Here is a 19,652-nt window from a genome sequence, read left to right as displayed (position 1 = left end):
CATGTTGGAAAAAGAGAGCGCCCACAATCTCCGAGGAAAGACTGTCGTTGTCACCGGCGCCGATGGCTTCATCGGTAGTCACGTCACACAGCGGCTGATCGCCGAAGGAGCCAACGTTCGCGCGCTGTGCATCTACAACTCGAATGGGTCCTACGGGTGGCTGGATGACCTCAGCGAGGAAGAACGCGATTCCGTTGACCTTGTACTCGGCGATGTACGGGATTCCGAGTTCGTCTCGGACCTTGTTGCGGGATCCGAGGTCGTTCTCCATCTAGCCGCACTCATAGCGATTCCATACTCCTACCAAGCGCCTCGCTCATATGTGGAAACCAACGTGACAGGGACCCTCAATGTTCTCGAAGCGGTCCGTCGCCACAGCGTTCCCCGTCTGGTGAATACCTCCACGAGCGAGGTTTACGGAACTCCAAGCACAGTACCCATTACCGTGCAGAACGAACTGCGCGGTCAATCCCCGTACAGCGCCACAAAAATCGCTGCGGACAAGCTCTGCGAAGCGTGGGCGAGTTCCTTCGAAACCCCTGTTGTTGTTCTGCGTCCCTTCAACACCTACGGCCCCAGACAGTCCGCTCGCGCGGTAATCCCCACGATCCTTCAGCAGATGCTCGCAGGTGCCGAACAGATTCAGTTGGGATCGCTCACTCCGCGCCGGGACTTCACCTTTGTTGCGGATACTGCGGATGGCTTCCTTCGGGCGGCGACGGCCGATATCCCACTGGAAGGACAGGTTATTCAGCTGGGGACCGGATATGACGTGAGTATCGGCGAGCTGGTCGACCTTGCGCGCCAGGTGACCGGCTCCGAAGCGGAGATTGTGACCGAAGATGTGAGGGTTCGCCCGGAGGCGAGCGAGGTGATGCGGCTGCTTTCCGATCCCTCGCAGGCGCTGGAGGAACTCGGATGGGTCCCGCAAACAAGTCTTGAAGAGGGTCTTCGGCGGAGCGCCGAATGGATTCAGGCTCGCGGAATCACCGCCAAAGCCGCCGCACGCTACGCACGCTGACCGGCACTAGTGAAAGGCGCAAACGTGTCAACCCGAGTTCCCCTTGCCATTCCGAATATCGGACAGACAGAAGCTGACCTGGTCGCTGACGCCATGCGCAGCGGCTTCGTCTCCTCAGTTGGAGAGTATGTAACCGAGTTCGAACGCCGGTTCGCAGAGTATGTGGGAGCCCCGTACGCGGTGGCGTGCTCCTCCGGCACCGCTGCGCTGCACCTTGGAATGCGTCTTGCGGACGTGCAACCGGGCGATCTTGTAGCCGTATCGGATTTCACCTTCATGGCATCTTCGAACGCTGCCTCCTATCAGTTTGCGGATCTGCTCCTGGTCGACTCGAAACCGGACTCATGGGGAATGGACCTGGACATTCTGCGAACGGAACTCCTCCGCCGTCGATCAGCAGGCGAGAAATTGCCGAAGGTTATCGAACTGGTCCATATACTCGGTCAACCTGCGGACGCGCACGGTGCGCGCGAAATCGCGGACGAATTCGGGGCGGTCCTGATCGAGGACGCTGCGGAGGCGCTAGGCGCAACCTGGTCCGATGGTCCGCTGGCTGGGCGCCATGTTGGGACGGTGGGGCACATGGCAGCGTTCTCCTTCAACGGAAACAAAATCATGACCACCGGCGGCGGCGGCATGTTCACTACCGACGACGAGGAGCTCGCGCGGCGTGCCAAGCACCTGTCCACCCAGGCCCGGATGCCGGAACGCGGATATCTACACAATGAGATCGGCTACAACTACCGGCTGACCAATATTGCTGCGGCGCTGGGCGTTGCGCAGTTGAGCCGGATGGACGAGTTTGTTGCCCGGAAGAGGTCCATCGCCGCCCGCTACAACGACGCTTTCGCCGGGACGCCGATAACGTGTCCACCCGGTATGCCCGGTGAGGAGTCAACCTACTGGTTGTACTCCATCCTGGTTCCCTCGGCGGAGCCCGGCACGGAAACACGAGACAACCTCCAGGATTTCCTGGGTGCAGCGGACATCGAATCCCGTCCTCTGTGGCGGCCGCTGCACATGCAGCCGCCCTTGGCGAAGGAGCAGGTCCTCGGAGGCGCCGTGGGCGAAGAGTTATTCGCCCGAGGACTTTCCCTGCCATGTTCCACAGACCTCAGCGACGCCGATCAGCAACGGGTGATCGAGCGGGTCCTGGCGTGGTTACAGACTCGGTGAGCAAACCTGCCGGGTCGGTGGTGGAAAGCGGAAGCCACCGGAACTCGGCCTTCTATCTCGTCGGAGCATTACTCCAGGGCCTCGGTATAGTTTTCGTGCAGCCCTTCGCCGTCCGGATCATGGATAGTGACAGGGAATGGGGAGAACTGATCATCGCCGTATCGGTGATTCAGGTGGGAGTGGTGCTAGCCGCTGCGGGTTTGCCACTTGCCATCACCCGAGCCTGGTTCGACGACAAGGACGGGCCGCTGCGTGCCCGCGCCATCAGCGGATTCCTCGGCATCGCCGGCTTGGCTCTGGGACTGGCCGCGGCCCTGGGATTCTGGCTGTACCAGTCGGCAGTCGAGGGAAGGGGCCCGGCAACCTTCACAATTGCCCTGGTCACCATGGGCGTCCTCGCTTCTGTACTCGCGGCGCAGGCTATTCTTAGGGCGCAGGAGCGACCGGTGGCTTTCGTGGGACTCAGCATCGGCGCGTCCGTGGGCGCACACGTCACGGGACTACTGGCGATCTGGTTGATCGAACCGGTTGCCTGGCTGTATCTGGCAGGTTTCGCCCTGGCCGTTGTGGTAACCGCGTGCCTATCCTTGCTCATCGCTCCGCCCGCTTCACCTTCAGCGACCCCGGGTGCTGTGAGGGAAGCGCTCGCCATAGGGCTTCCGGTCCTGCCGCATACGGGAGCCCTGATGCTACTGACTCAGGGCGCGGTGTTCCTTCTCGCGTTCATCAGCGGTACTGCGACATCGGGTGACTACGGCAAGGTCCAGGTCTTCATCCTGGGCACTATCACCCTCCTGGGAGCACTTAACAACGTGTGGGTGCCGCGCATCATGTCTGCGTCGAAGGAGGAGCGGCCGCGCCGGATGCATGAGACGATGTCGACGGCAAGCCTCGCCGCCCTCGGGATCGTTGTACTGGCGTCCGGGAGTGCCAACGTGATGACGCACATTCTCGCGGATGGCAGGGAGGACCTCATTCCGGTGGCGCAGATCATGCCATTGACCGCGCTGGGATACGTCCTCTACTTGAACGCCACAACCCTGCTGTTCTCTGACAGGCGCACCGGCATTCTTGCCGTTGTCACGCCAGCCGTTCTGCTGATTGGAGTTGCGCTCGCAGTAGGCCCGGCCCTGAACGGAAATTTGGTAGCTGTGGCATTGGCAAACGCCGCAGCCTTTCTGGTGCTCGGGCTGGTGTACTTCTTCCTCGTGAGGAAGAGGGCACACGGCGGCTGGCCCGTAGGACTATACGTACTCTGCTCCGTCACGGCGATCGCCTACGTTGTTGTCCTCGTTCTCCTTCCAACCGACTTACTAACCGGCGTTTTCACCTGCGCAGCAGTCGCTCTCTTTTCGGGGATCGCAGGAGCCGTTCTATGGCGGCGGGGGCGTAAGCGCGTCTGAGGGATGTTACTTGTAGCGCACCTGCACGCCGGTAGCTGTCCACCGCAGCCAACCACCTTCGAACTCGACGTTCCGGTAGCCCTGTGAGGCAACTGCGGGTTGCAGGGGATAGCCAAGGCGCCCCATCTGCCAACCGGACAATCGCCACGCCTCCCGGTAGGGCTGCGTAACAGCGTTCGCTCCGGTGGCGCTCGTGTTGTAGATGTGCCCTCCGGTGAACTCCTGGTAGCAACCGCCCCCGTGCAAGCCACAGCGCACCCTATCGGCGGGATACCCCAGGGTTCCCATTTGCCAGCCAGCTTCATCCCAGGCTTTCCAGTATGCGCCGGTGACTGCGTGTGCTCCGCCGGATGGGTGGTAGTAGACGTTGCCGCCGGTGAAGGATTGGTAGCAGCCGCCGTTGTGGAGTCCGCAGCGGACGCCGGCTGTGGGGTAGCCGATTTTCATTTGCCAGCCGGCTTCTCCCCAGGCTTTCCAGTATGCGCCGGTGACTGCGTGTGCTCCGCCGGATGGGTGGTAGTAGACGTTGCCGCCGGTGAAGGATTGGTAGCAGCCGCCGTTGTGGAGTCCGCAGCGGACGCCGGCTGTGGGGTAGCCGATTTTCATTTGCCAGCCGGCTTCTCCCCAGGCTTTCCAGTATGCGCCGGTCACCGCGTGAGCGCCGGTGGCCGCTGTCCAGTAGATGTTTCCGCCGGCGTAGGACCGATAGCATCCGCCGCCGTGAAGGCCACAAATGTCACTGGAGGATCTGGCAGTTCCAAGCGGACCGTTGGCCCCTCCGGACCGGAGCCACGCCTGATGAATGGCTCCTGATGAGCCTGACGCTCCCGACCCGCGGGCGAATGCCTGCAGCGACGTCAACGAGCCGTTCCACTGGTTCCAGTCACCGATGACCGGCCCGGAACTGGTGTACTGCCACACGCTGTAGTAGCTCCAGCTACGGGGCAGTGTGCCAGCTCCAGAGTTGTTGTAGGACGCGACATGTAGGGGATGGTCGGCGAAAGCGCTGCTGTTCCCCGTGCACCGGCTCCACCAGTCGGTGGTGGTGTAGATCATCGGCTTGCGACCGGTGAGGGTCACCATCCGGTTCGAGAAGTCGCGAATCCAGTTCACCATCTGCGATGCGCTCATGTTGTAGCAGGTGTTGCCCAGTGAAGGGTATGGGTTGTACTCGACGTCGAGCAGCGGCGGAAGCGTCCTGCCGTCGGGTGACCAGCCGCCACCGTTCGCCACGAAGTAGTTTGCCTGCGCCGCTCCACTGGAGACATTCGGGATCGCGAAGTGGTAGGCGCCGCGGATCATGCCGCGGTTCCCGGACTGGGTGTACTGCGTACCGAAGTACGGATTCTTGTAGCTCAGCGCTTCCGTGGCTTTGACGTACGCGAACCGCGAGCCGTAGTTCCAGGCACCGTTCCAGTTCACGTATTGACCCTGATGGCTGCTGACGTCGACGCCAAGCACGCCGGTGGAGGGCTGCCAGTAGTTGGTTGCAGCGGGTGCCGCCGCTGCCTTGGGCGCGGCGTCCAAGGAACGTGCCGAGCCCTCCGGCATCAGCGACTCAGCAGGCGTTGCCTGTTGTGGATCTCCGGTAACAGCGATCCTCTCGAGTCCCTGTCCCATCTCCGCGCCGTTCCGGCCGATCAGCTCGGCGAGCAGTTCCGGGTTGTTGGCGTAGTCCTCAGGGGTGAGTTCCTCCCGCGCGGTGGGTGCGGCCGGAACCGACGACGACGGCGCGGGTTCAGCCGGCAGGGTCGACTCAGGCGCGGGATCGGCAGACGCATTTGGTACTACCGCCGGTTCGGTAGGTGCCGGTTCTGTTTCGACCGCTGGAGCCGTGGGTTCAGCCGCGGAAGGCTGAGCTGCTGGGGTTTGGCTCGACACGCTGGGCGACTGCGCCGGAGGGGCGGTTTCCTGCGTTGTGAGCTCCGTTCCCACAGCCGGAGTCATGCCGGAAATCAGGGTGAGGGCTACGAGGGATGAAAGAGCGATGGTTTTCGAGGCGCGAGAAGCTATCACGAGAAAATCTCCAGATAAGAGCAATCCCCAGTAGGGCGGGGCGTTGTCCCAAGTAAGGGTACCTGCGTGTTACTGATGTGACCAGAGGGACAAAAGTGACTGATTTGTGTGGACTTATCCACAGGCCAGTACACCCGGCTAGGTCGATGCCTGGTTCTCGCCTACGCTTTTAGGCAGCGAACAAGCAATATCAGTCTGACAGTCTCCGGCTCGGGTCTCCTCCCGCCAGCCGAATCCTTGGGGAAAACTATGGATGCAGTGCGCATTGTTGAGGATGAAGTCCGAGAACTCATCCGTCGACGGGGGATAGACCCAACACACCAGAGCGCAGAAGTACGGCGCTTGGTAGAGGCTGCCGTCAACGACTACGACGAACGCTCGATCATCGGTTCGCTGCCACCGCTTGGCCACCGTGAGCAGGCGCGGCGCTACGTGTTCGATGCCGTAGCCGGTTACGGTTCGTTGCAACCGCTCCTTGATGATCCAACCATCGAAGAAATCTGGATCAATTCCCCGTCGGAAATCTACGTCGCGCGGGCGGGAGAGTCTGAACTCACCTCATTGAGGCTGACTGAGCAGCAGGTTCGGGACGTAGTCGAGAAGATGCTCAAGTCTTCCGGACGCCGTCTGGATTTATCTTCGCCGTTCGTCGACGCCTCCCTGCCTGATGGCTCGCGTCTTCACGTTGTCATCCCGGATGTGACCCGCCGGCATTGGGCCGTCAACATCAGGAAGTTCATTTCGCGGGCTACGCGGCTGGAACATCTGGTCGAGTTGGGGTCCCTGTCACCGCAATCTGCACGTTTTCTCGGCGCGGCAGTAGCAAGTGGCCTGAACATTCTGGTCTCCGGTGCTACACAGGCTGGTAAGACCACCATGCTGAACTGCCTCGGCGCCAGCATCGGTAGCCGGGAGCGAGTGGTTACAGTCGAGGAGATCTTCGAACTGCAACTTCCGCTCCGGGACGTTGTAGGCCTTCAATGCAGGCAACCTAACCTTGAGGGCCATGGCGAGATACCGCTCCGGCGGCTCGTCAAGGAAGCTCTGCGGATGCGGCCCGACCGCCTCATAGTGGGTGAGGTCCGCGAAGCAGAGAGCTTGGACATGCTCATCGCCCTTAATAGCGGCCTTCCCGGAATGTGCAGCGTCCATGCCAATAGTGCTCACGACGCCGTCACCAAGATCTGCACGCTCCCTCTGCTGGCAGGTGAAAATATCTCCAGCGCTTTCGTGGTTCCGACTGTGGCCTCCTGCATCGACCTTGTGGTCCACTGCACTCGTGACCGCGCGGGCAAACGTCAAGTAGCGGAAGTCGTGGCGCTTGGCCGGCGGGTGGAAAACGGAGTCATCGAAACCTCGACTGTCTTCAAGCGCATCGACGGCGAACTGCGCGTTACGGCCTCCGACATGCCTGCGGAGGAGAAGTTCGCAACGGCAGGCTACAGCGTTGCGAATCTGCTGGATCCGTCATGACCGCGGCATGGGGTGTTTGTCTCGGCGCCGGGCTTTTCCTCATCTGGTGGTCCACGTGGGCTGTGCCGCCGAAAGCACCGAAAGGGAAACGCCGCATCGGTAGGGTGAACGAACTTCTCTTGCGAGCAGGCGTTGAGAAGGTCACTGCCGGGGGCCTTGCCGCGGCGAGCGTGGTCTCCGCTGTATTCGTCTTCCTTGCCGCCTTCGTCTTTACGGGAACGCCGCCCATCGCTGCCTGCTTTGCAATCTTCGGCGGCGTTACGCCCCTGATGATCGTCCGATGGCGTGCGCACAGGCGCACAGCGTCGCTGCGGGAGCTGTGGCCCGACGTCGTCGACCACCTCCGATCCGCTATCCGCGCCGGGTTGTCGCTGCCCGAAGCACTCATGCAGTTGGGGACAAAGGGCCCGGAGGAACTGCGTCCTGCCTTCAACGACTTCGCGGCTGATTACCGTTCGGGTGGCCAGTTCGACCACGCGCTCAATAATCTCAAGGACCGTTTGGCGGATCCGGTCGCAGACAGGATCGTCGAAGCACTGCGGCTCACCCGCGAGGTCGGCGGCACGGATCTCGGGCGACTCCTCGGCACCCTTGCCGAATTCCTCCGGGACAGCGCCCGCACCAGAAGTGAACTTGAAGCACGTCAATCATGGACGGTGAACGCAGCGCGTCTGGCGATCGCGGCTCCATGGGTTGTGCTCGCCCTCTTGTCCACCCGGCCGGAAGCAGTGGAGGCGTACAGCACGGCTGCCGGCGCCGTCGTACTCGGTGGCGGCCTCGTAATTTCGGTCCTTTGCTACTGGGTCATGCTCCGCGTCGGCTCCCTTCCCGAAGACGAGCGGGTGCTGCGCTGATGAGTGCCCTGGCAATCGCCGCTCTGACCGGTGCGTGTCTTGGATCCGGGCTGTGGCTCATGTTCGTCCGTCTCCCGGCGATGCGCCAGCCGCGATTCGCTGAGCGCATCGCACCGCAACTGAAGTCGGTGGACGTCAGCTCCAGGCTGCTGAGCTCGCAGACAGTTACCCCATTCGGGCCGCTGGAACGAATTGTCCGACCGGTCGCTCGCGATGCAGTTAACTGGCTCAACAGGTTCAGTCCCGCGTCGTCCGTGCTCGCCAAGCGTCTCGACCAGGCCGGTCGAAGTCAATCGGTCCTGGACTTCCGGGCAGAACAGATCATCTGGGCCAGTGCAGGGCTCGCCGCTTCGACAACCGTGATAGTCATGCTCGCGGTCTCCGGAAACTTCAATCCGCTACTCGCCGTCCTCATCATCATCGGGACGTCAGCGGGCGGATACCTGCTGCGGGACTACGTATTGAGCGCCCAGATCCGGAAGCGTGAAGGCAGGATACTCGCCGAGTTCCCCAGCCTGGCCGAACTGATGGCGCTCGCCGTCAGTGCCGGAGAGAGTGCCAGTGGGGCACTCGAACGCATCTGTCGGACCGGTCATGGTGAACTTGCGAAGGAGTTCTCTCGGGTGCTCGCCGAGACCCGCGCCGGCGCGCCCCTGATGCTGGCACTGCAGAACTTCTCAAACCGCACCCAACTTGCCCCGCTCGTGCGTTTTGTCGACGGAATCAGCGTTGCAGTCGAACGAGGTACGCCGCTCGCGGATGTACTCCGGGCACAGGCCCAGGACGTGCGAGACCTCTCGAAGAGGGAACTCATGGAGTCCGCCGGGCGCAAGGAGATCGCCATGATGGTTCCGGTCGTTTTCGGCGTGCTCCCGCTTTCGGTCCTCTTCGCTGTATATCCCGGTATCGCACTGATCGAGCTCGGACTTTAGCTCCTACTTCCAACTCACCCACCAACCGACAGCAAGGAAATCAGCATGCGTAACCGCCTCACCTCATGCGCCATCGCCGCAATGGCACTCCTGTGTGCTCACCTCACAGTGGGTGCATCCGATGATCGTGAACGAGGAGACGTTCCTGGTTGGGTCATGATCACTCTCATGTCGGCCGTTCTTGTGGCCGCGCTCCTGGCCATCGCCTCGCCCGCCCTCGAAGGCCTGTTCAACGAGGCCATCGACCGCGTCAGCCCTTAGCCGGTGAGGAACACTTGGCGTCGCGTACGAACGGGTGTGCGGCGCCAGAACGAATGCGGCGCGGCCACGGTCGATTTCGCACTGGTCGGAGGACTCCTGACCGTCATCTTCATCGCCATCGTGCAGCTCACCCTTGTCCTTCATGTGCGCAATACGCTCATCGACGCCGCCTCTTCCGGTGCGCGTTACGGGACGCTGGCAGATCGTACGCCGTCGGACGCAGCGTCTCGTACGAGTTCCCTGATTTCGGGGACCATCAACAGCGAGTACGCGCAGGACGTGTCAGTCAGGCAGGTGAACCAGGGCGGGATTCCAGTTCTTCAGGTCACTGTCCGCGCACCGATCCCCGTCATCGGCCTGATCGGTCCGTCCGGGATAATGGAGGTGACCGGACGTGCTGCGCTTCCTTCGTGACCGCCTCCGGCAAGCCGCGCACAGCGACGACGACGGCAGCGCCGTCCTCGAGTTCACATTCCTTGGTCTGCTTCTCCTAGTGCCCGTTGTCTACCTAATCCTTACGGTGGGCCAATTGCAGGGCGGGGCATTCGCCGTCGTAGGTGCAGCCGACCAGGCGGCCAAAGTATTTGTGGACTCCGAGAGCCCGGAAGAAGCCCACGCCCGCGCGGAGCAAGCGGCGCTGCTTGCAGTGACCGATTTCGGGTTCGAACCGGAGTCCATGTCCCTAGAGATCGTGTGCGCCGGCCCGTGCCTCGAGCCCGGTTCCAGTGTGAGAGTAGACGTGGAACTCAGCGTTCCGTTGCCGCTGATTCCAACCATGTCGGGGCTCAACAGTACGGCCGCCACGGTAGATTCCAGTGCGACGCAGCTCGTCGAGCGCTTCGGATGAGCGGGGCGCAGCAGGAACCCGGGGATCCCGAATCCGGACAGATCTCGATCCTCGTCATCGGCTACATCCTGCTCTCCCTTCTGGTTGTCGCCGTCGTCACGGCAATTTCGGCCGTCTACATCGAGCACAAGAAGCTGTTGTCCGTCGCCGACGGTGCAGTACTCACTGCTGCCGATACCTTCGGAGTCGCCAACATCGAATCCGGTGTTGGCGAGCCGGCCCCGACACTGGATTCCGAGTCGGTGGCCCGCGCCGCGTCAGGATACCTTGAGCGCTCAGGAGCGGGTTCCCGCTTTAGCGAGCTGGCCCTGGGCCCGGCAACCGGAGCACCCGACCCACGCACAGCGCGGGTGGTGCTCACCGCCGTCGTACACCCACCGATTGTGAATTTCCTTGTGCCCGCGGGTATCCCCATCGTCGCCACGGCCGACGCCCGCGCGGATCTGAGGCGATAGTTGTGACCGCCACACCATGACGTAGGCTTGAATCACCATGGCAGACATTGATTTTTCCGCAGAGATCCGCGCCCTCCGAGCCAAATACGAGTCCATTGAGGCAGTCTCGGACGTCGAAGGGATCCGCGCGGAAATCGCCGAACTCAGCGAGCAAGCCGGTGTCCCCAACCTGTGGGATGACCCCGCCGCAGCACAGCAGATCACCTCCAGGCTCTCCCACAAACAGTCCGCACTCGAGCGCCTCGAGAGACTCACCGCCCGCATTGATGACCTTGAAGTCCTCGTCGAGCTCGCCCAGGACGAAGACGATGAAGACTCCCGTACCGAGTCGGTCAGGGAACTCACCTCACTCAGCAAAGCGCTCGACGAGCTCGAGGTAGTCACACTCCTGGCCGGTGAGTGGGACGAACGCGAGGCGGTAGTGAGCATCCGGTCCGGCGCCGGGGGAGTGGACGCCGCGGACTTCGCGGAAATGCTCCTGCGAATGTACTTGCGTTGGGCCGAACGCAGAGGCTATCCGACACAGGTCCTCGACACCTCCTACGCTGAAGAAGCCGGCCTCAAATCCGCGACGTTCGAGGTCAAGGCCCCCTACGCTTTCGGGACGCTATCCGTTGAAGCCGGCACCCACCGCCTCGTGCGCATCAGCCCCTTCGATAACCAGGGCCGGCGCCAGACCTCCTTCGCCGCCGTTGAAGTCATTCCTCTCATTGAACAGACCGACTCCATCGAAATCCCAGACAACGAAATCCGTGTGGACGTCTTCCGGTCCTCCGGCCCTGGTGGTCAGTCGGTCAACACCACCGACTCCGCTGTGCGGCTGACCCACATCCCAACCGGGATCGTCGTGTCCATGCAAAACGAAAAGTCCCAGATCCAGAACCGCGCGGCGGCCCTGCGCGTGCTGCAGTCACGTCTGCTGCTGCTCAAAAAGGAGCAGGAAGACGCGGAAAAGAAGGCGCTCGCCGGGGACGTGAAGGCCTCCTGGGGAGACCAGATGCGCTCCTATGTCCTGAATCCGTACCAGATGGTCAAGGACCTGCGCACCGAACACGAGGTAGGCAATCCGTCAGCGGTGTTCGACGGCGAAATCGACGACTTCATCGACGCCGGCATCCGCTGGCGCGCCAATACGCGTAACAGCGAGAACTGATCCGGGAGTCTCCAACCGGCGTTACGGTTCCGCGACACACCGGCAACCTGCCCGTCAATACGCCGATCGGCTGCCTATAGTCGAGGAGCCGGTGCTCCCTTCCCCCACCTAAGAGCCCGCGCACCGGCAGCAACACGTGGGCGCAAAGTAGTCATGATCAGATTCGAGCAAGTCACCAAAATCTACGATCAAAAGTCAAAGCCCGCCCTCGACGGCGTCAGCCTTGATGTTGACCGTAGCGAGTTTGTCTTTTTGGTCGGCGCATCCGGATCCGGAAAATCGACGTTCATCCGCCTGGTGCTCAAGGAAGATCGCGCCACCCGCGGCGCCGTGTACGTCGCCGGACAGAATGTCGCGAACATCCCGAGCTGGCGCGTGCCGAAGCTGCGCCGGGGAATCGGCGTTGTCTTCCAGGACTTCCGTCTGCTGCCCAACAAATCCGTCTTCGCCAACGTCGCATTCGCCATGCAGGTAATCGGAAAGAGCCGCGCCGTCATCCGCGAAACGGTCCCCGAAGTACTGAAAACTGTTGGCCTTGAAGGCAAAAACAACCGCATGCCCCATGAACTTTCCGGTGGTGAGCAACAGCGCGTTGCCATTGCACGCGCGATTGTGAACAAGCCCGGCATCCTGCTCGCTGACGAGCCCACCGGAAACCTCGATCCCACCACGTCCATGGGCATCATGAAGGTCCTGGACAAGATCAATCAGAACGGCACCACCGTTGTCATGGCCACCCACGATGACGACATCGTCAACACAATGCGCAAGCGCGTCGTCGAACTACGCGACGGCACCGTGGTCCGTGACGACGCCCAAGGCATCTACATCGGAACGACGACGGCGGCAGCCAAGTGAGGTTCGCATTCGTCCTTGGTGAGATCGCTTCAGGGATGCGGCGCAACCTCGTGATGGTTGTATCCGTTGTGCTGGTCACGTTTATCTCGCTCACCTTCGTTGGCGCCGCAGGCCTGCTGCAGCTTCAAATCGACCAGATGAAGGGCTATTGGTACGACCGCGTCCAGGTAGCCGTGTTCCTCTGCGTAGAGAACTCGACGGCGGAAAGCTGTGCGGCCGGGCCGGTCACCGATGAGCAGCGCAGCGCCATCGAAGCCAAGCTCAAATCGCCTGAACTCAGTGCCTATGTTGAGACGGTGGAGTACGAATCGCAGGAACAGGCCCTGGTGCACTTTCGCGAGCAGCTCGCCAATTCGCCGATCGTCGAGGCAGTAACCGCCGAGCAACTTCCCGAGTCTTTCCGGGTGGGCCTGGTGGATCCTGAGAAGTACGAAGTGATCAGCGAGGCGTTCTCTTCAGAGCCCGGGGTCGACATTGTCAGCGACCAGCGCGAGTTCCTCGAGGAGATCTTTGGTTATATCAACATCGCATCGCTCGTGGCGCTAGGCATCGCCGTTGTCATGAGCGTCGGCGCAATCCTGCTGGTTGCCACCACCATCCGACTCTCTGCCTTCAGCCGACGGCGTGAAACCGGCATTATGAGACTGGTCGGCGCGAGCAAGGCGATCATCCAGTTGCCCTTTGTGCTGGAGGGAGTTATCGCTGCCATCCTTGGTGCTGCCATCGCCTCGGGCACTCTTTGGGCGGTCCTGCGCTACGGCGGGGAGTGGCTCTCCCGCGAGTATCCACAGATGGGTTTCATCTCGACACGGGAGCTGCTGCTCGTCGTGCCTGCACTCTTCCTCCTTGCAGCACTGTTGGCGGGCGCATCTTCGCTCCTAACCCTCAGACGCTACTTGAAGGTTTAGGGTGGTAACCGTGAGAAGACACAGCGCGCGCAGCCTGACCGCAGGATACGTCCGGCCACTTGGTCGACCCGGCGTCGTGAAGGCCATCACTGGATTATCCCTTGCCACCGTTGCTGCCCTCACTCTGACGCTGAGCGGCCCCGTGTTCGCGGATGAGCTCGATGACCGCAAGAATGCTCTTGAGCAGGAGATTGCCGAAGTCCAGCAGTCGATCGAGTACCTCGATGCAGACATCACCGAGACCATCGCGCAGCTCAAGGTATACCAGGGTCAGCTTCCCGGAGCGCAGCAGGCACTGGCTGACGCGCAGGGCCGCGTAGAAGCGGCGACTGCCGAGGTTAACGCACTCGCCCAGCGCGTCCAGCTGGCGGAGGAAACCAAGAACAAGATCACCGAGCAGCTGAAGCAGGACGAAGCCGAGATGGCCAAGACCCGCGAGGTTATTGGCCAGATCGCTACCCAGGCTTACAAGAGTGGGGGCGTACCCACCAGCCTGTCGCTCATGCTTGGCAGCGACGGCGGAGACAGCTTCGCCTCCATGGAACTGGTCGACCAGGCCCTGCGCAGCCAGAACGCCGCGCTGGAACGGCTGGCCCAGCAGAATGCGACGAACGTGAACTCCCAGGCACGGTTGGTAGCCGTCGAGGAAGAGATCCGCGACCTGAAGGCGAAGGCCGACGCCGCCCTTGCCGCCGAACAGGCAGCGCGGGACGAAGCAGCAGCGGAGAAGGCCAAGGTCGACAAGCTGGTCTCGGACACTTCCGCACTCTCGGACAAGCTGCAGGAGCAGAAGCCCGTCATTGAAGCGAAGCTTGCCCAGGTCGAGGAAGCACACCAGCAGGTCGTTGACGATATTGCAGAACGGCAGCGGCGCCTCATCGAAGAAGCCCGTAAACGGGAAGAAGCGCGGCTGAAGGCGGAAGCTGAAGAGCGCGCCCGCATCGAGAACGCCCGGCGTGCAGCAGAAGCCGCTGAGGCAAACCGCCGGGCAGCTGAAGCAGCGGCCGCGGCTAACAGGCCGGCTCCTGCGCCCGTCGTCCCCGCACCTGTAGCACCGGTGATCGAGCCGCCCCAGACCTCCAGTCCCTCAGCTTTCGGATTACGGGCGCCCGTCAATGGCCCCATCACCTCCGGATATGGTTGGCGTCCAACCCCTCTCGGCACGATCGACTTCAACGGCACCGGCGGCTACACACACACCGGCATTGATTATGGCGTTGCCTGCGGTACGCCGCTGTACGCTCCAGCTGCGGGCGAAGTGTGGTTCGCCGACTCCAACGTACTGCCGGGCGCGGGTAACCGCATTGTGCTGAACCACGGCGTCATCGGCGGAAACGCATTGGCGACGAACTTCTACCACCTGTCCAGTTACCTCGTTGCTCCGGGCCAGAACGTGAGTGCCGGTCAACTCATCGGCTATACCGGCACCACGGGTAACTCCACGGGGTGCCACCTGCACTTCGAAACAGTGCTCAACGGCAGCTTGGTTGACCCGATGGGCGTCCTGTAGCCGCTTCGCGCGTAGACTGGTATGCGAATTGTCTACGTCCTGTCGCGGTCCGTCGCGGCCGCAAGGACCAGCGCTACTGAAGGAGTTGAACCGTGCCCAAGGAAAGTGGCCGTCAGGTAGTGGCCACCAATCGGAAGGCCCGGCACGACTATCTGGTGCTGGACACCTACGAGGCCGGCATTGCGTTGCAAGGCACCGAGGTGAAATCGCTGCGGGCCGGTCGGGCATCGTTGGTGGACGGCTACGCGATCTTCTACAACGACGAACTGTGGCTTGAGGGCATCCACATCCCTGAGTACTCGCAGGGAAGCTGGACCAACCATGCCGCGCGTCGTCGTCGTAAGCTGCTCCTTCACCGCGAGGAGCTCACAAAGATCTCGCATAAGATCCGCGAAAGTGGATTCACCATTGTCCCGTTGCAGCTGTACTTCCTCAATGGGCGCGCGAAAGTGGAAATCGGCATTGCCCGAGGCAAGCGCGAATACGACAAGCGCCAGACCCTGCGGGAGCATCAGGACAACCGCGAAGCACAGCGTGCAATGCGCGAAAGGAATCTCGGCGCATGAGCGATGTCTTCTGGGAAGCCCAGGACTCGGACGAGACCGAAGAAGAATCAGAACTCAAGTACAAGCGCCCCTGGTGGATCACCGTGGGGGCGATTGTCGATCTCCTTCTGCTTTTCGCGATTGTTCCGGCGGGCATCCTCTCGCTCATCCCGTTTATGTTCCTGATCTACGTGTATCTTGCGCAGGTCATCATTTGGGTGTCACCGGTGCTGGTGCTCATGAACATCGCCGTGTTCTGGTGGAGCTTCCGGCGGAAACAGGCTGCGACTACTGCTCTGGCGGCCCTTGGGCTGGCCTTCGTTGCCGTATCCTTCGTGGTTCTGATGCTGTGGCAGGCACAGATCGTGATCCTGGGGTTCAACTTCTAGCAAACGCAGCTTCGCGGGAATGATTCCAGGTCGAGGTGCGTTATGATGGGTAGCCCGGAGCAATCCGGATTGATAACTCAATACGGGGATGACAGGTTTCGACGATGTTAGTCGCGACAGGGGAAGCGGGCCGAGGATACAGAGTTATCTCGTAAACGCTCTCTGTAAAACAATAAGTGCCGAACAAAAGCGCACTGACTTCGCTCTCGCTGCCTAAGCAGCCGAGCTAGTCCGTCAGCCCGGGTTTGCTCTTGACCCGGATCCTGGCGTCATTTAGAGGGCCACTGCTCTTGGTTTTTGTTGCAGGAACCAGGGGGACTCTTATGCAACTGGGCCCGGATCAGCCACTTGTTTGCATGATGGCTGGGGCCGAGAAAATCTGACGCAAACTGCGCCCGGAGAAGCCCTGACTAAACTGCATCGGACGCGGGTTCAATTCCCGCCATCTCCACCTATCAGCACCCCTGGCCGACGGCCAGGGGTGCTGGCATTTAAGCGCAGCTCAGGCATTCGGGACCGGGCCGGTAGCGCCTCCCGACCCCCCATGACCTCGCTCCGCTCGGCGGCGGGACCCTGCCGGTAGGCTTAGCACGTGAGCTGGATGAACGATCGTCCCTCGTGGCTGCCGCCGATACCGCCTCCGCACCGCGGCCGGGCATTCATGGTTGTTGGGCTCGTTCTGGTTGTGGGCACCTTCATCTACATTTTCTATATGAGCTACGTTGGCGGCACACACACCCTCTACACACTGCTGCCACTGGCTGCAGGCCTCGTGTGCCTGACTGTCGGGCTGACTCGGCGCAACGAAGGACGGTAGTCAGTTGGCACCGCTCCTGCTGGTCTACCTGTTCGCTCAGCGTTGGGTAATCTCCGGGGTGATGAGAGGATCGACAAAGTGAGCACCCCCAACATTCCCGCAACCGAGCCAGCCTGGTGGACCGGCGCCGTCGTCTACCAGATCTATCCGCGCAGCTTCGCTGATTCCAACGGTGACGGTATCGGCGACCTTGGCGGCATCGTCGCGAAGCTCGACCACCTCGCCGATCTTGGGGTGGACGTCCTGTGGCTCTCGCCGATCTACTCTTCACCGCAGCATGACAACGGGTACGACATCAGCGACTACCGGCGGATCGATCCCACCTTCGGTACCCTCGAGCAGTTCGACGAGTTGCTCAAGGGCGTCCACAGCCGCGGCATGAAGCTGGTCATGGATCTGGTGGTCAACCACACATCCAGCGAGCACCCGTGGTTTATTGATTCTTCCTCGTCGGTGAACAGCCCGAAGCGGGACTGGTACTGGTGGCGCGAGGCCCGTGAGGGCTTCAGCCCGGGGGAGAGAGGTGCAGAGCCCACTAACTGGGGCTCCGCCTTCAGCGGTCCAAGCTGGACCCTGCACCCTGCGACCGGCCAGTATTACCTGCACCTGTTCACGCCGGAGCAACCCGATCTGAACTGGGAAAACCCCGATGTACGAGCCGCCGTCTACGAGATGATGACCTGGTGGCTGGACCGCGGAGTGGACGGCTTCCGCATGGATGTCATCAACTTCATCTCAAAGAATCCCGCGCTGCCGGACGGTCCGGTGCCCGCTGGGAAACTGTGGGGCGATGGTTCCCCTCATTACATTTCCGGTCCACGGATCCACGATTTCCTCCAGGAGATGCACCGCGAGGTGTTCGAAGGTCGCGACGCTGAGCTCATCACAGTGGGCGAGATGCCGGGTGTGACCATCGATGAGGCTAAGCTCTTCACCGATCCCGCACGGCGGGAAGTGGACATGGTCTTCCAGTTCGAGCACGTCGGCCTTGACTACGGACCGGGCGGCAAGTGGGACTACAAGGGACTGGACCTCCGGGATCTCAAGACGTCCTGGAACCGGTGGCAGAAGGGTCTGGCCGACACAGGGTGGAACAGCCTTTACCTCAACAACCACGATCAGCCGCGGCTGGTTTCACGGTTCGGAGACGACGCGAAGTACCGCTACGAATCCGCGACGCTCTGGGCGGCCATTCTGCACCTGCACCGTGGCACGCCGTACATCTACCAGGGCGAAGAGATCGGCATGACGAATGCGCCCTTCGAAGCCGTGAGCGACTTCCGCGATGTCGAATCGATCAACCACTTCTATGAGGCCACGACAGCGCTGGGGCAAGATCCCGAGGAGGTGCTGCGCAACCTTCGCATCATGAGCCGGGACAACGCGCGCACGCCCGTCCAATGGACGGGAAGGGAGCAGGCGGGTTTCACCACCGGGACCCCCTGGATAGACATCAACCCGAACTACGCGAGCCTCAATGCTGAAGCTGACCGCGCATCCGGAAAGTCAGTTTTCAGGTTCTATCAGCAGCTCATCGAACTGCGGCACAAGGACGAAACCGTGCGACTCGGAGACTTCTCGATGCTCGCAGCGGACCACCCGGCCCTCTATGCCTTCACCCGCAGCTACAACGGTTCCACCCTTCTGACCGTTGGCAACGTCTCAGGGGACCCGCTGACCCAGCCGGCTGACTTGCCGACCGGCCCCCTGGTGCTTGGGAACTATAAAAGCCTGGACGGTGCGGAACTCCGCCCGTGGGAAGTGCGGATCCTGCGGATCGCCTGAAGGTCGCAGTTCCAATCGACTACGCAGGACACGCCGCATTCAAGAGTGCATATCGGCGTGTCCTGTGAAGTCGATGGGGCTATCGCTCGGCGATCAGTGTTTCCGTGTACAGGTCGATCAGTCCGGTCACGCCGCTCTGCTGCATCGCCCGCCGCTGCCGCTCAGCGCCCGTTCCGCGTTCCCAGACGGTTTTCAGTCCGCTCTGGATCCAGCGCGTGTCCCCGGCCTCGTCGAGCGCCGGACCTACGTGCTCAAGCAGGCGGTCCATCTGTTCCCTTGCCGGCACCAGCTTGCCGGTCAGCGGATTAACGACGACGTCGCCCAGACCCTGCCGCGCGGCCTGCCACTGCGCGGCGTCGAGCAGTTCCGCATCCGGGTCTGGATATGGCGCGCCATCCAACGCTTCCTTGACGGCGGTGCTCACAAGTCCCCGAATCAGCCCCGCAAGCAGCACGGAGTCCTGTGCCTCCAGCTGGGCGTCCGCCGTCCGCACCTCCAGCGTGGGATAGTGGTCCGACAGGCGCGCCACCCACGTGAGCACACCCCGATCGATAATGACGCCGGTGTCCACAAGGCGCTGGATCCGCCGCTCGTAATCCTCGGCGTCCGCGAAGATCGGCGGGCAGCCCTGGATCGGCCAGCGGCGGTAGTGAACGGTCCTCCAGCTCGCGAAGCCGCTGTCACGGTCCAGCCAATATGGGGAGTTGGCACTCAGCGCCGTGATGATGGGCAGCCAGGTGCGGATGCGGTTGAGCGCCTGGACGCCGGTCTCCTTATCAGGAATGGAAACGTGCACGTGAAGTCCGTTGACGAACTGGTCCGCGACGATGCCCCGGGCGCTTGACTTGAGTTCGTGGTAGCGCTGCTTGTCGGTGAGTTGCGGGTAGCCTTCCTCGATGCGCGGGGCGGTCGCGGTGCCGCTTGCTCGGACTCCCGCCTTACGGGCTGCAGCCGAGAGCTGGCGGCGGAAGTTCAGCAGTGATTCCTCGGCCTCGGTGAGTGTTTCGCATACCGGGGTTGCTGTCTCGATCTGGCAGCTGAGCAGTTCCCGCTGGATGTCGTCTCCAGTGACGGTGTCTCCGGTTTCGAGCAGTTCCTGGACCTCGGTGGCATTGAAGACGGGCAGGCCTGAGACAGGATCGAGCAGGAGGTACTCTTCTTCAATTCCCAGCGTGGTCATGTGGTGCCCTTCCGTGGCCGTTCGGATCGCTCCCAGTGTAGGCAGGACCGCGGTCGTGACGGGAACGGC

Annotated in this window: 20 protein-coding genes and 1 other RNA gene; 19 read left to right on the top strand and 2 right to left on the bottom strand. The window is 61.9% G+C overall.

Annotation, left to right across the window (positions count from 1 at the left end; genetic code table 11):
- Position 1: 1 nt before the first annotated feature.
- The 3 genes from BJ994_RS09950 to BJ994_RS09940 are packed head-to-tail and all read left to right on the top strand — an operon-like array spanning position 2 to position 3,600.
- On the top strand, positions 2-1,021 hold the full coding sequence (locus tag BJ994_RS09950) for an SDR family NAD(P)-dependent oxidoreductase (RefSeq protein WP_167993756.1): 1,020 nt from the start codon (positions 2-4) through the stop codon (positions 1,019-1,021).
- Positions 1,022-1,045: 24 nt separating this feature from the next.
- The gene (locus BJ994_RS09945) at positions 1,046-2,197 is read left to right on the top strand and encodes an aminotransferase class I/II-fold pyridoxal phosphate-dependent enzyme (RefSeq protein ID WP_342450348.1); all 1,152 of its coding nucleotides are present in this window, start codon (positions 1,046-1,048) and stop codon (positions 2,195-2,197) included.
- Positions 2,179-3,600: a lipopolysaccharide biosynthesis protein gene (locus tag BJ994_RS09940; protein WP_167993755.1), complete on the top strand. Its 1,422-nt coding sequence runs from the start codon at positions 2,179-2,181 to the stop codon at positions 3,598-3,600. Before BJ994_RS09945 ends, BJ994_RS09940 begins: the two co-directional genes overlap by 19 nt.
- 6 nt (positions 3,601-3,606) lie before the next feature.
- Here BJ994_RS09940 and BJ994_RS09935 read toward each other — a convergent pair whose 3' ends face one another.
- Complete coding sequence (locus BJ994_RS09935; RefSeq protein ID WP_167993754.1) at positions 3,607-5,616, bottom strand: GH25 family lysozyme; 2,010 nt, start codon at positions 5,614-5,616, stop codon at positions 3,607-3,609.
- Between the two features lie 249 nt (positions 5,617-5,865).
- Here BJ994_RS09935 and BJ994_RS09930 point away from each other — a divergent pair, with 249 nt between their 5' ends.
- From BJ994_RS09930 to BJ994_RS09855, 16 genes are all read left to right on the top strand, one after another.
- Entirely contained in the window at positions 5,866-7,089 is a 1,224-nt protein-coding gene (locus BJ994_RS09930) for a TadA family conjugal transfer-associated ATPase (protein WP_167993753.1), read from the top strand.
- Positions 7,086-7,943 carry a type II secretion system F family protein gene (locus BJ994_RS09925; protein ID WP_167993752.1) on the top strand — a complete coding sequence of 286 codons (858 nt, stop codon included), beginning with the start codon at positions 7,086-7,088 and terminating at the stop codon, positions 7,941-7,943. Before BJ994_RS09930 ends, BJ994_RS09925 begins: the two co-directional genes overlap by 4 nt.
- On the top strand, positions 7,943-8,875 hold the full coding sequence (locus BJ994_RS09920; protein ID WP_167993751.1) for a type II secretion system F family protein: 933 nt from the start codon (positions 7,943-7,945) through the stop codon (positions 8,873-8,875). Before BJ994_RS09925 ends, BJ994_RS09920 begins: the two co-directional genes overlap by 1 nt.
- An 81-nt stretch (positions 8,876-8,956) precedes the next feature.
- Positions 8,957-9,136 carry a hypothetical protein gene (locus BJ994_RS09915; RefSeq protein ID WP_245192523.1) on the top strand — a complete coding sequence of 60 codons (180 nt, stop codon included), beginning with the start codon at positions 8,957-8,959 and terminating at the stop codon, positions 9,134-9,136.
- Positions 9,137-9,172: 36 nt separating this feature from the next.
- Positions 9,173-9,550 (top strand): TadE/TadG family type IV pilus assembly protein, encoded by a 378-nt coding sequence (locus tag BJ994_RS09910; RefSeq protein WP_342450347.1) that lies wholly within the window; start codon positions 9,173-9,175, stop codon positions 9,548-9,550.
- Positions 9,531-9,983 carry a hypothetical protein gene (locus tag BJ994_RS09905; protein ID WP_342450346.1) on the top strand — a complete coding sequence of 151 codons (453 nt, stop codon included), beginning with the start codon at positions 9,531-9,533 and terminating at the stop codon, positions 9,981-9,983. Before BJ994_RS09910 ends, BJ994_RS09905 begins: the two co-directional genes overlap by 20 nt.
- Complete coding sequence (locus tag BJ994_RS09900) at positions 9,980-10,438, top strand: pilus assembly protein TadG-related protein (RefSeq protein WP_167993748.1); 459 nt, start codon at positions 9,980-9,982, stop codon at positions 10,436-10,438. The genes BJ994_RS09905 and BJ994_RS09900 overlap by 4 nt, the downstream gene beginning before the upstream one ends.
- Positions 10,439-10,475: 37 nt before the next feature.
- Positions 10,476-11,591, top strand: a complete 1,116-nt coding sequence (gene prfB, locus BJ994_RS09895; RefSeq protein WP_167993746.1) for a peptide chain release factor 2 — start codon at positions 10,476-10,478, stop codon at positions 11,589-11,591.
- A 153-nt stretch (positions 11,592-11,744) separates the two neighbouring features.
- Positions 11,745-12,449 (top strand): cell division ATP-binding protein FtsE, encoded by a 705-nt coding sequence (gene ftsE / locus BJ994_RS09890; RefSeq protein ID WP_167993744.1) that lies wholly within the window; start codon positions 11,745-11,747, stop codon positions 12,447-12,449.
- Positions 12,446-13,357 (top strand): permease-like cell division protein FtsX, encoded by a 912-nt coding sequence (gene ftsX / locus BJ994_RS09885; RefSeq protein WP_167993742.1) that lies wholly within the window; start codon positions 12,446-12,448, stop codon positions 13,355-13,357. Before ftsE ends, ftsX begins: the two co-directional genes overlap by 4 nt.
- Positions 13,358-13,367: 10 nt before the next feature.
- Positions 13,368-14,867 (top strand): peptidoglycan DD-metalloendopeptidase family protein, encoded by a 1,500-nt coding sequence (locus tag BJ994_RS09880; RefSeq protein ID WP_342450345.1) that lies wholly within the window; start codon positions 13,368-13,370, stop codon positions 14,865-14,867.
- 92 nt (positions 14,868-14,959) lie between these two features.
- A complete protein-coding gene (smpB, locus tag BJ994_RS09875) occupies positions 14,960-15,433 on the top strand; it encodes an SsrA-binding protein SmpB (protein ID WP_167993740.1) in 474 nt (157 codons plus the stop codon).
- Positions 15,430-15,801, top strand: a complete 372-nt coding sequence (locus tag BJ994_RS09870) for a hypothetical protein (RefSeq protein WP_167993738.1) — start codon at positions 15,430-15,432, stop codon at positions 15,799-15,801. The genes smpB and BJ994_RS09870 overlap by 4 nt, the downstream gene beginning before the upstream one ends.
- Positions 15,802-15,885: 84 nt before the next feature.
- Positions 15,886-16,255: a transfer-messenger RNA gene (ssrA, locus tag BJ994_RS09865) on the top strand.
- Between the two features lie 138 nt (positions 16,256-16,393).
- Positions 16,394-16,618, top strand: a complete 225-nt coding sequence (locus BJ994_RS09860; RefSeq protein ID WP_167993736.1) for a hypothetical protein — start codon at positions 16,394-16,396, stop codon at positions 16,616-16,618.
- A gap of 78 nt (positions 16,619-16,696) precedes the next feature.
- Positions 16,697-18,403 carry a glycoside hydrolase family 13 protein gene (locus BJ994_RS09855; protein WP_342450344.1) on the top strand — a complete coding sequence of 569 codons (1,707 nt, stop codon included), beginning with the start codon at positions 16,697-16,699 and terminating at the stop codon, positions 18,401-18,403.
- A gap of 79 nt (positions 18,404-18,482) precedes the next feature.
- Here the strand turns inward: BJ994_RS09855 and BJ994_RS09850 are convergent, their stop codons facing one another.
- The gene (locus BJ994_RS09850) at positions 18,483-19,583 is read right to left on the bottom strand and encodes a carboxylate-amine ligase (RefSeq protein WP_167993734.1); all 1,101 of its coding nucleotides are present in this window, start codon (positions 19,581-19,583) and stop codon (positions 18,483-18,485) included.
- Between the last annotated feature and the right edge of the window lie 69 nt (positions 19,584-19,652).

The organism is Arthrobacter pigmenti, from assembly GCF_011927905.1.
Taxonomy (GTDB): Bacteria; Actinomycetota; Actinomycetes; order Actinomycetales; family Micrococcaceae; genus Arthrobacter_D; species Arthrobacter_D pigmenti.
The sequence above is the reverse complement of the archived record's forward strand: the minus strand, read 5'-3'. Positions and strand labels throughout refer to the sequence as shown.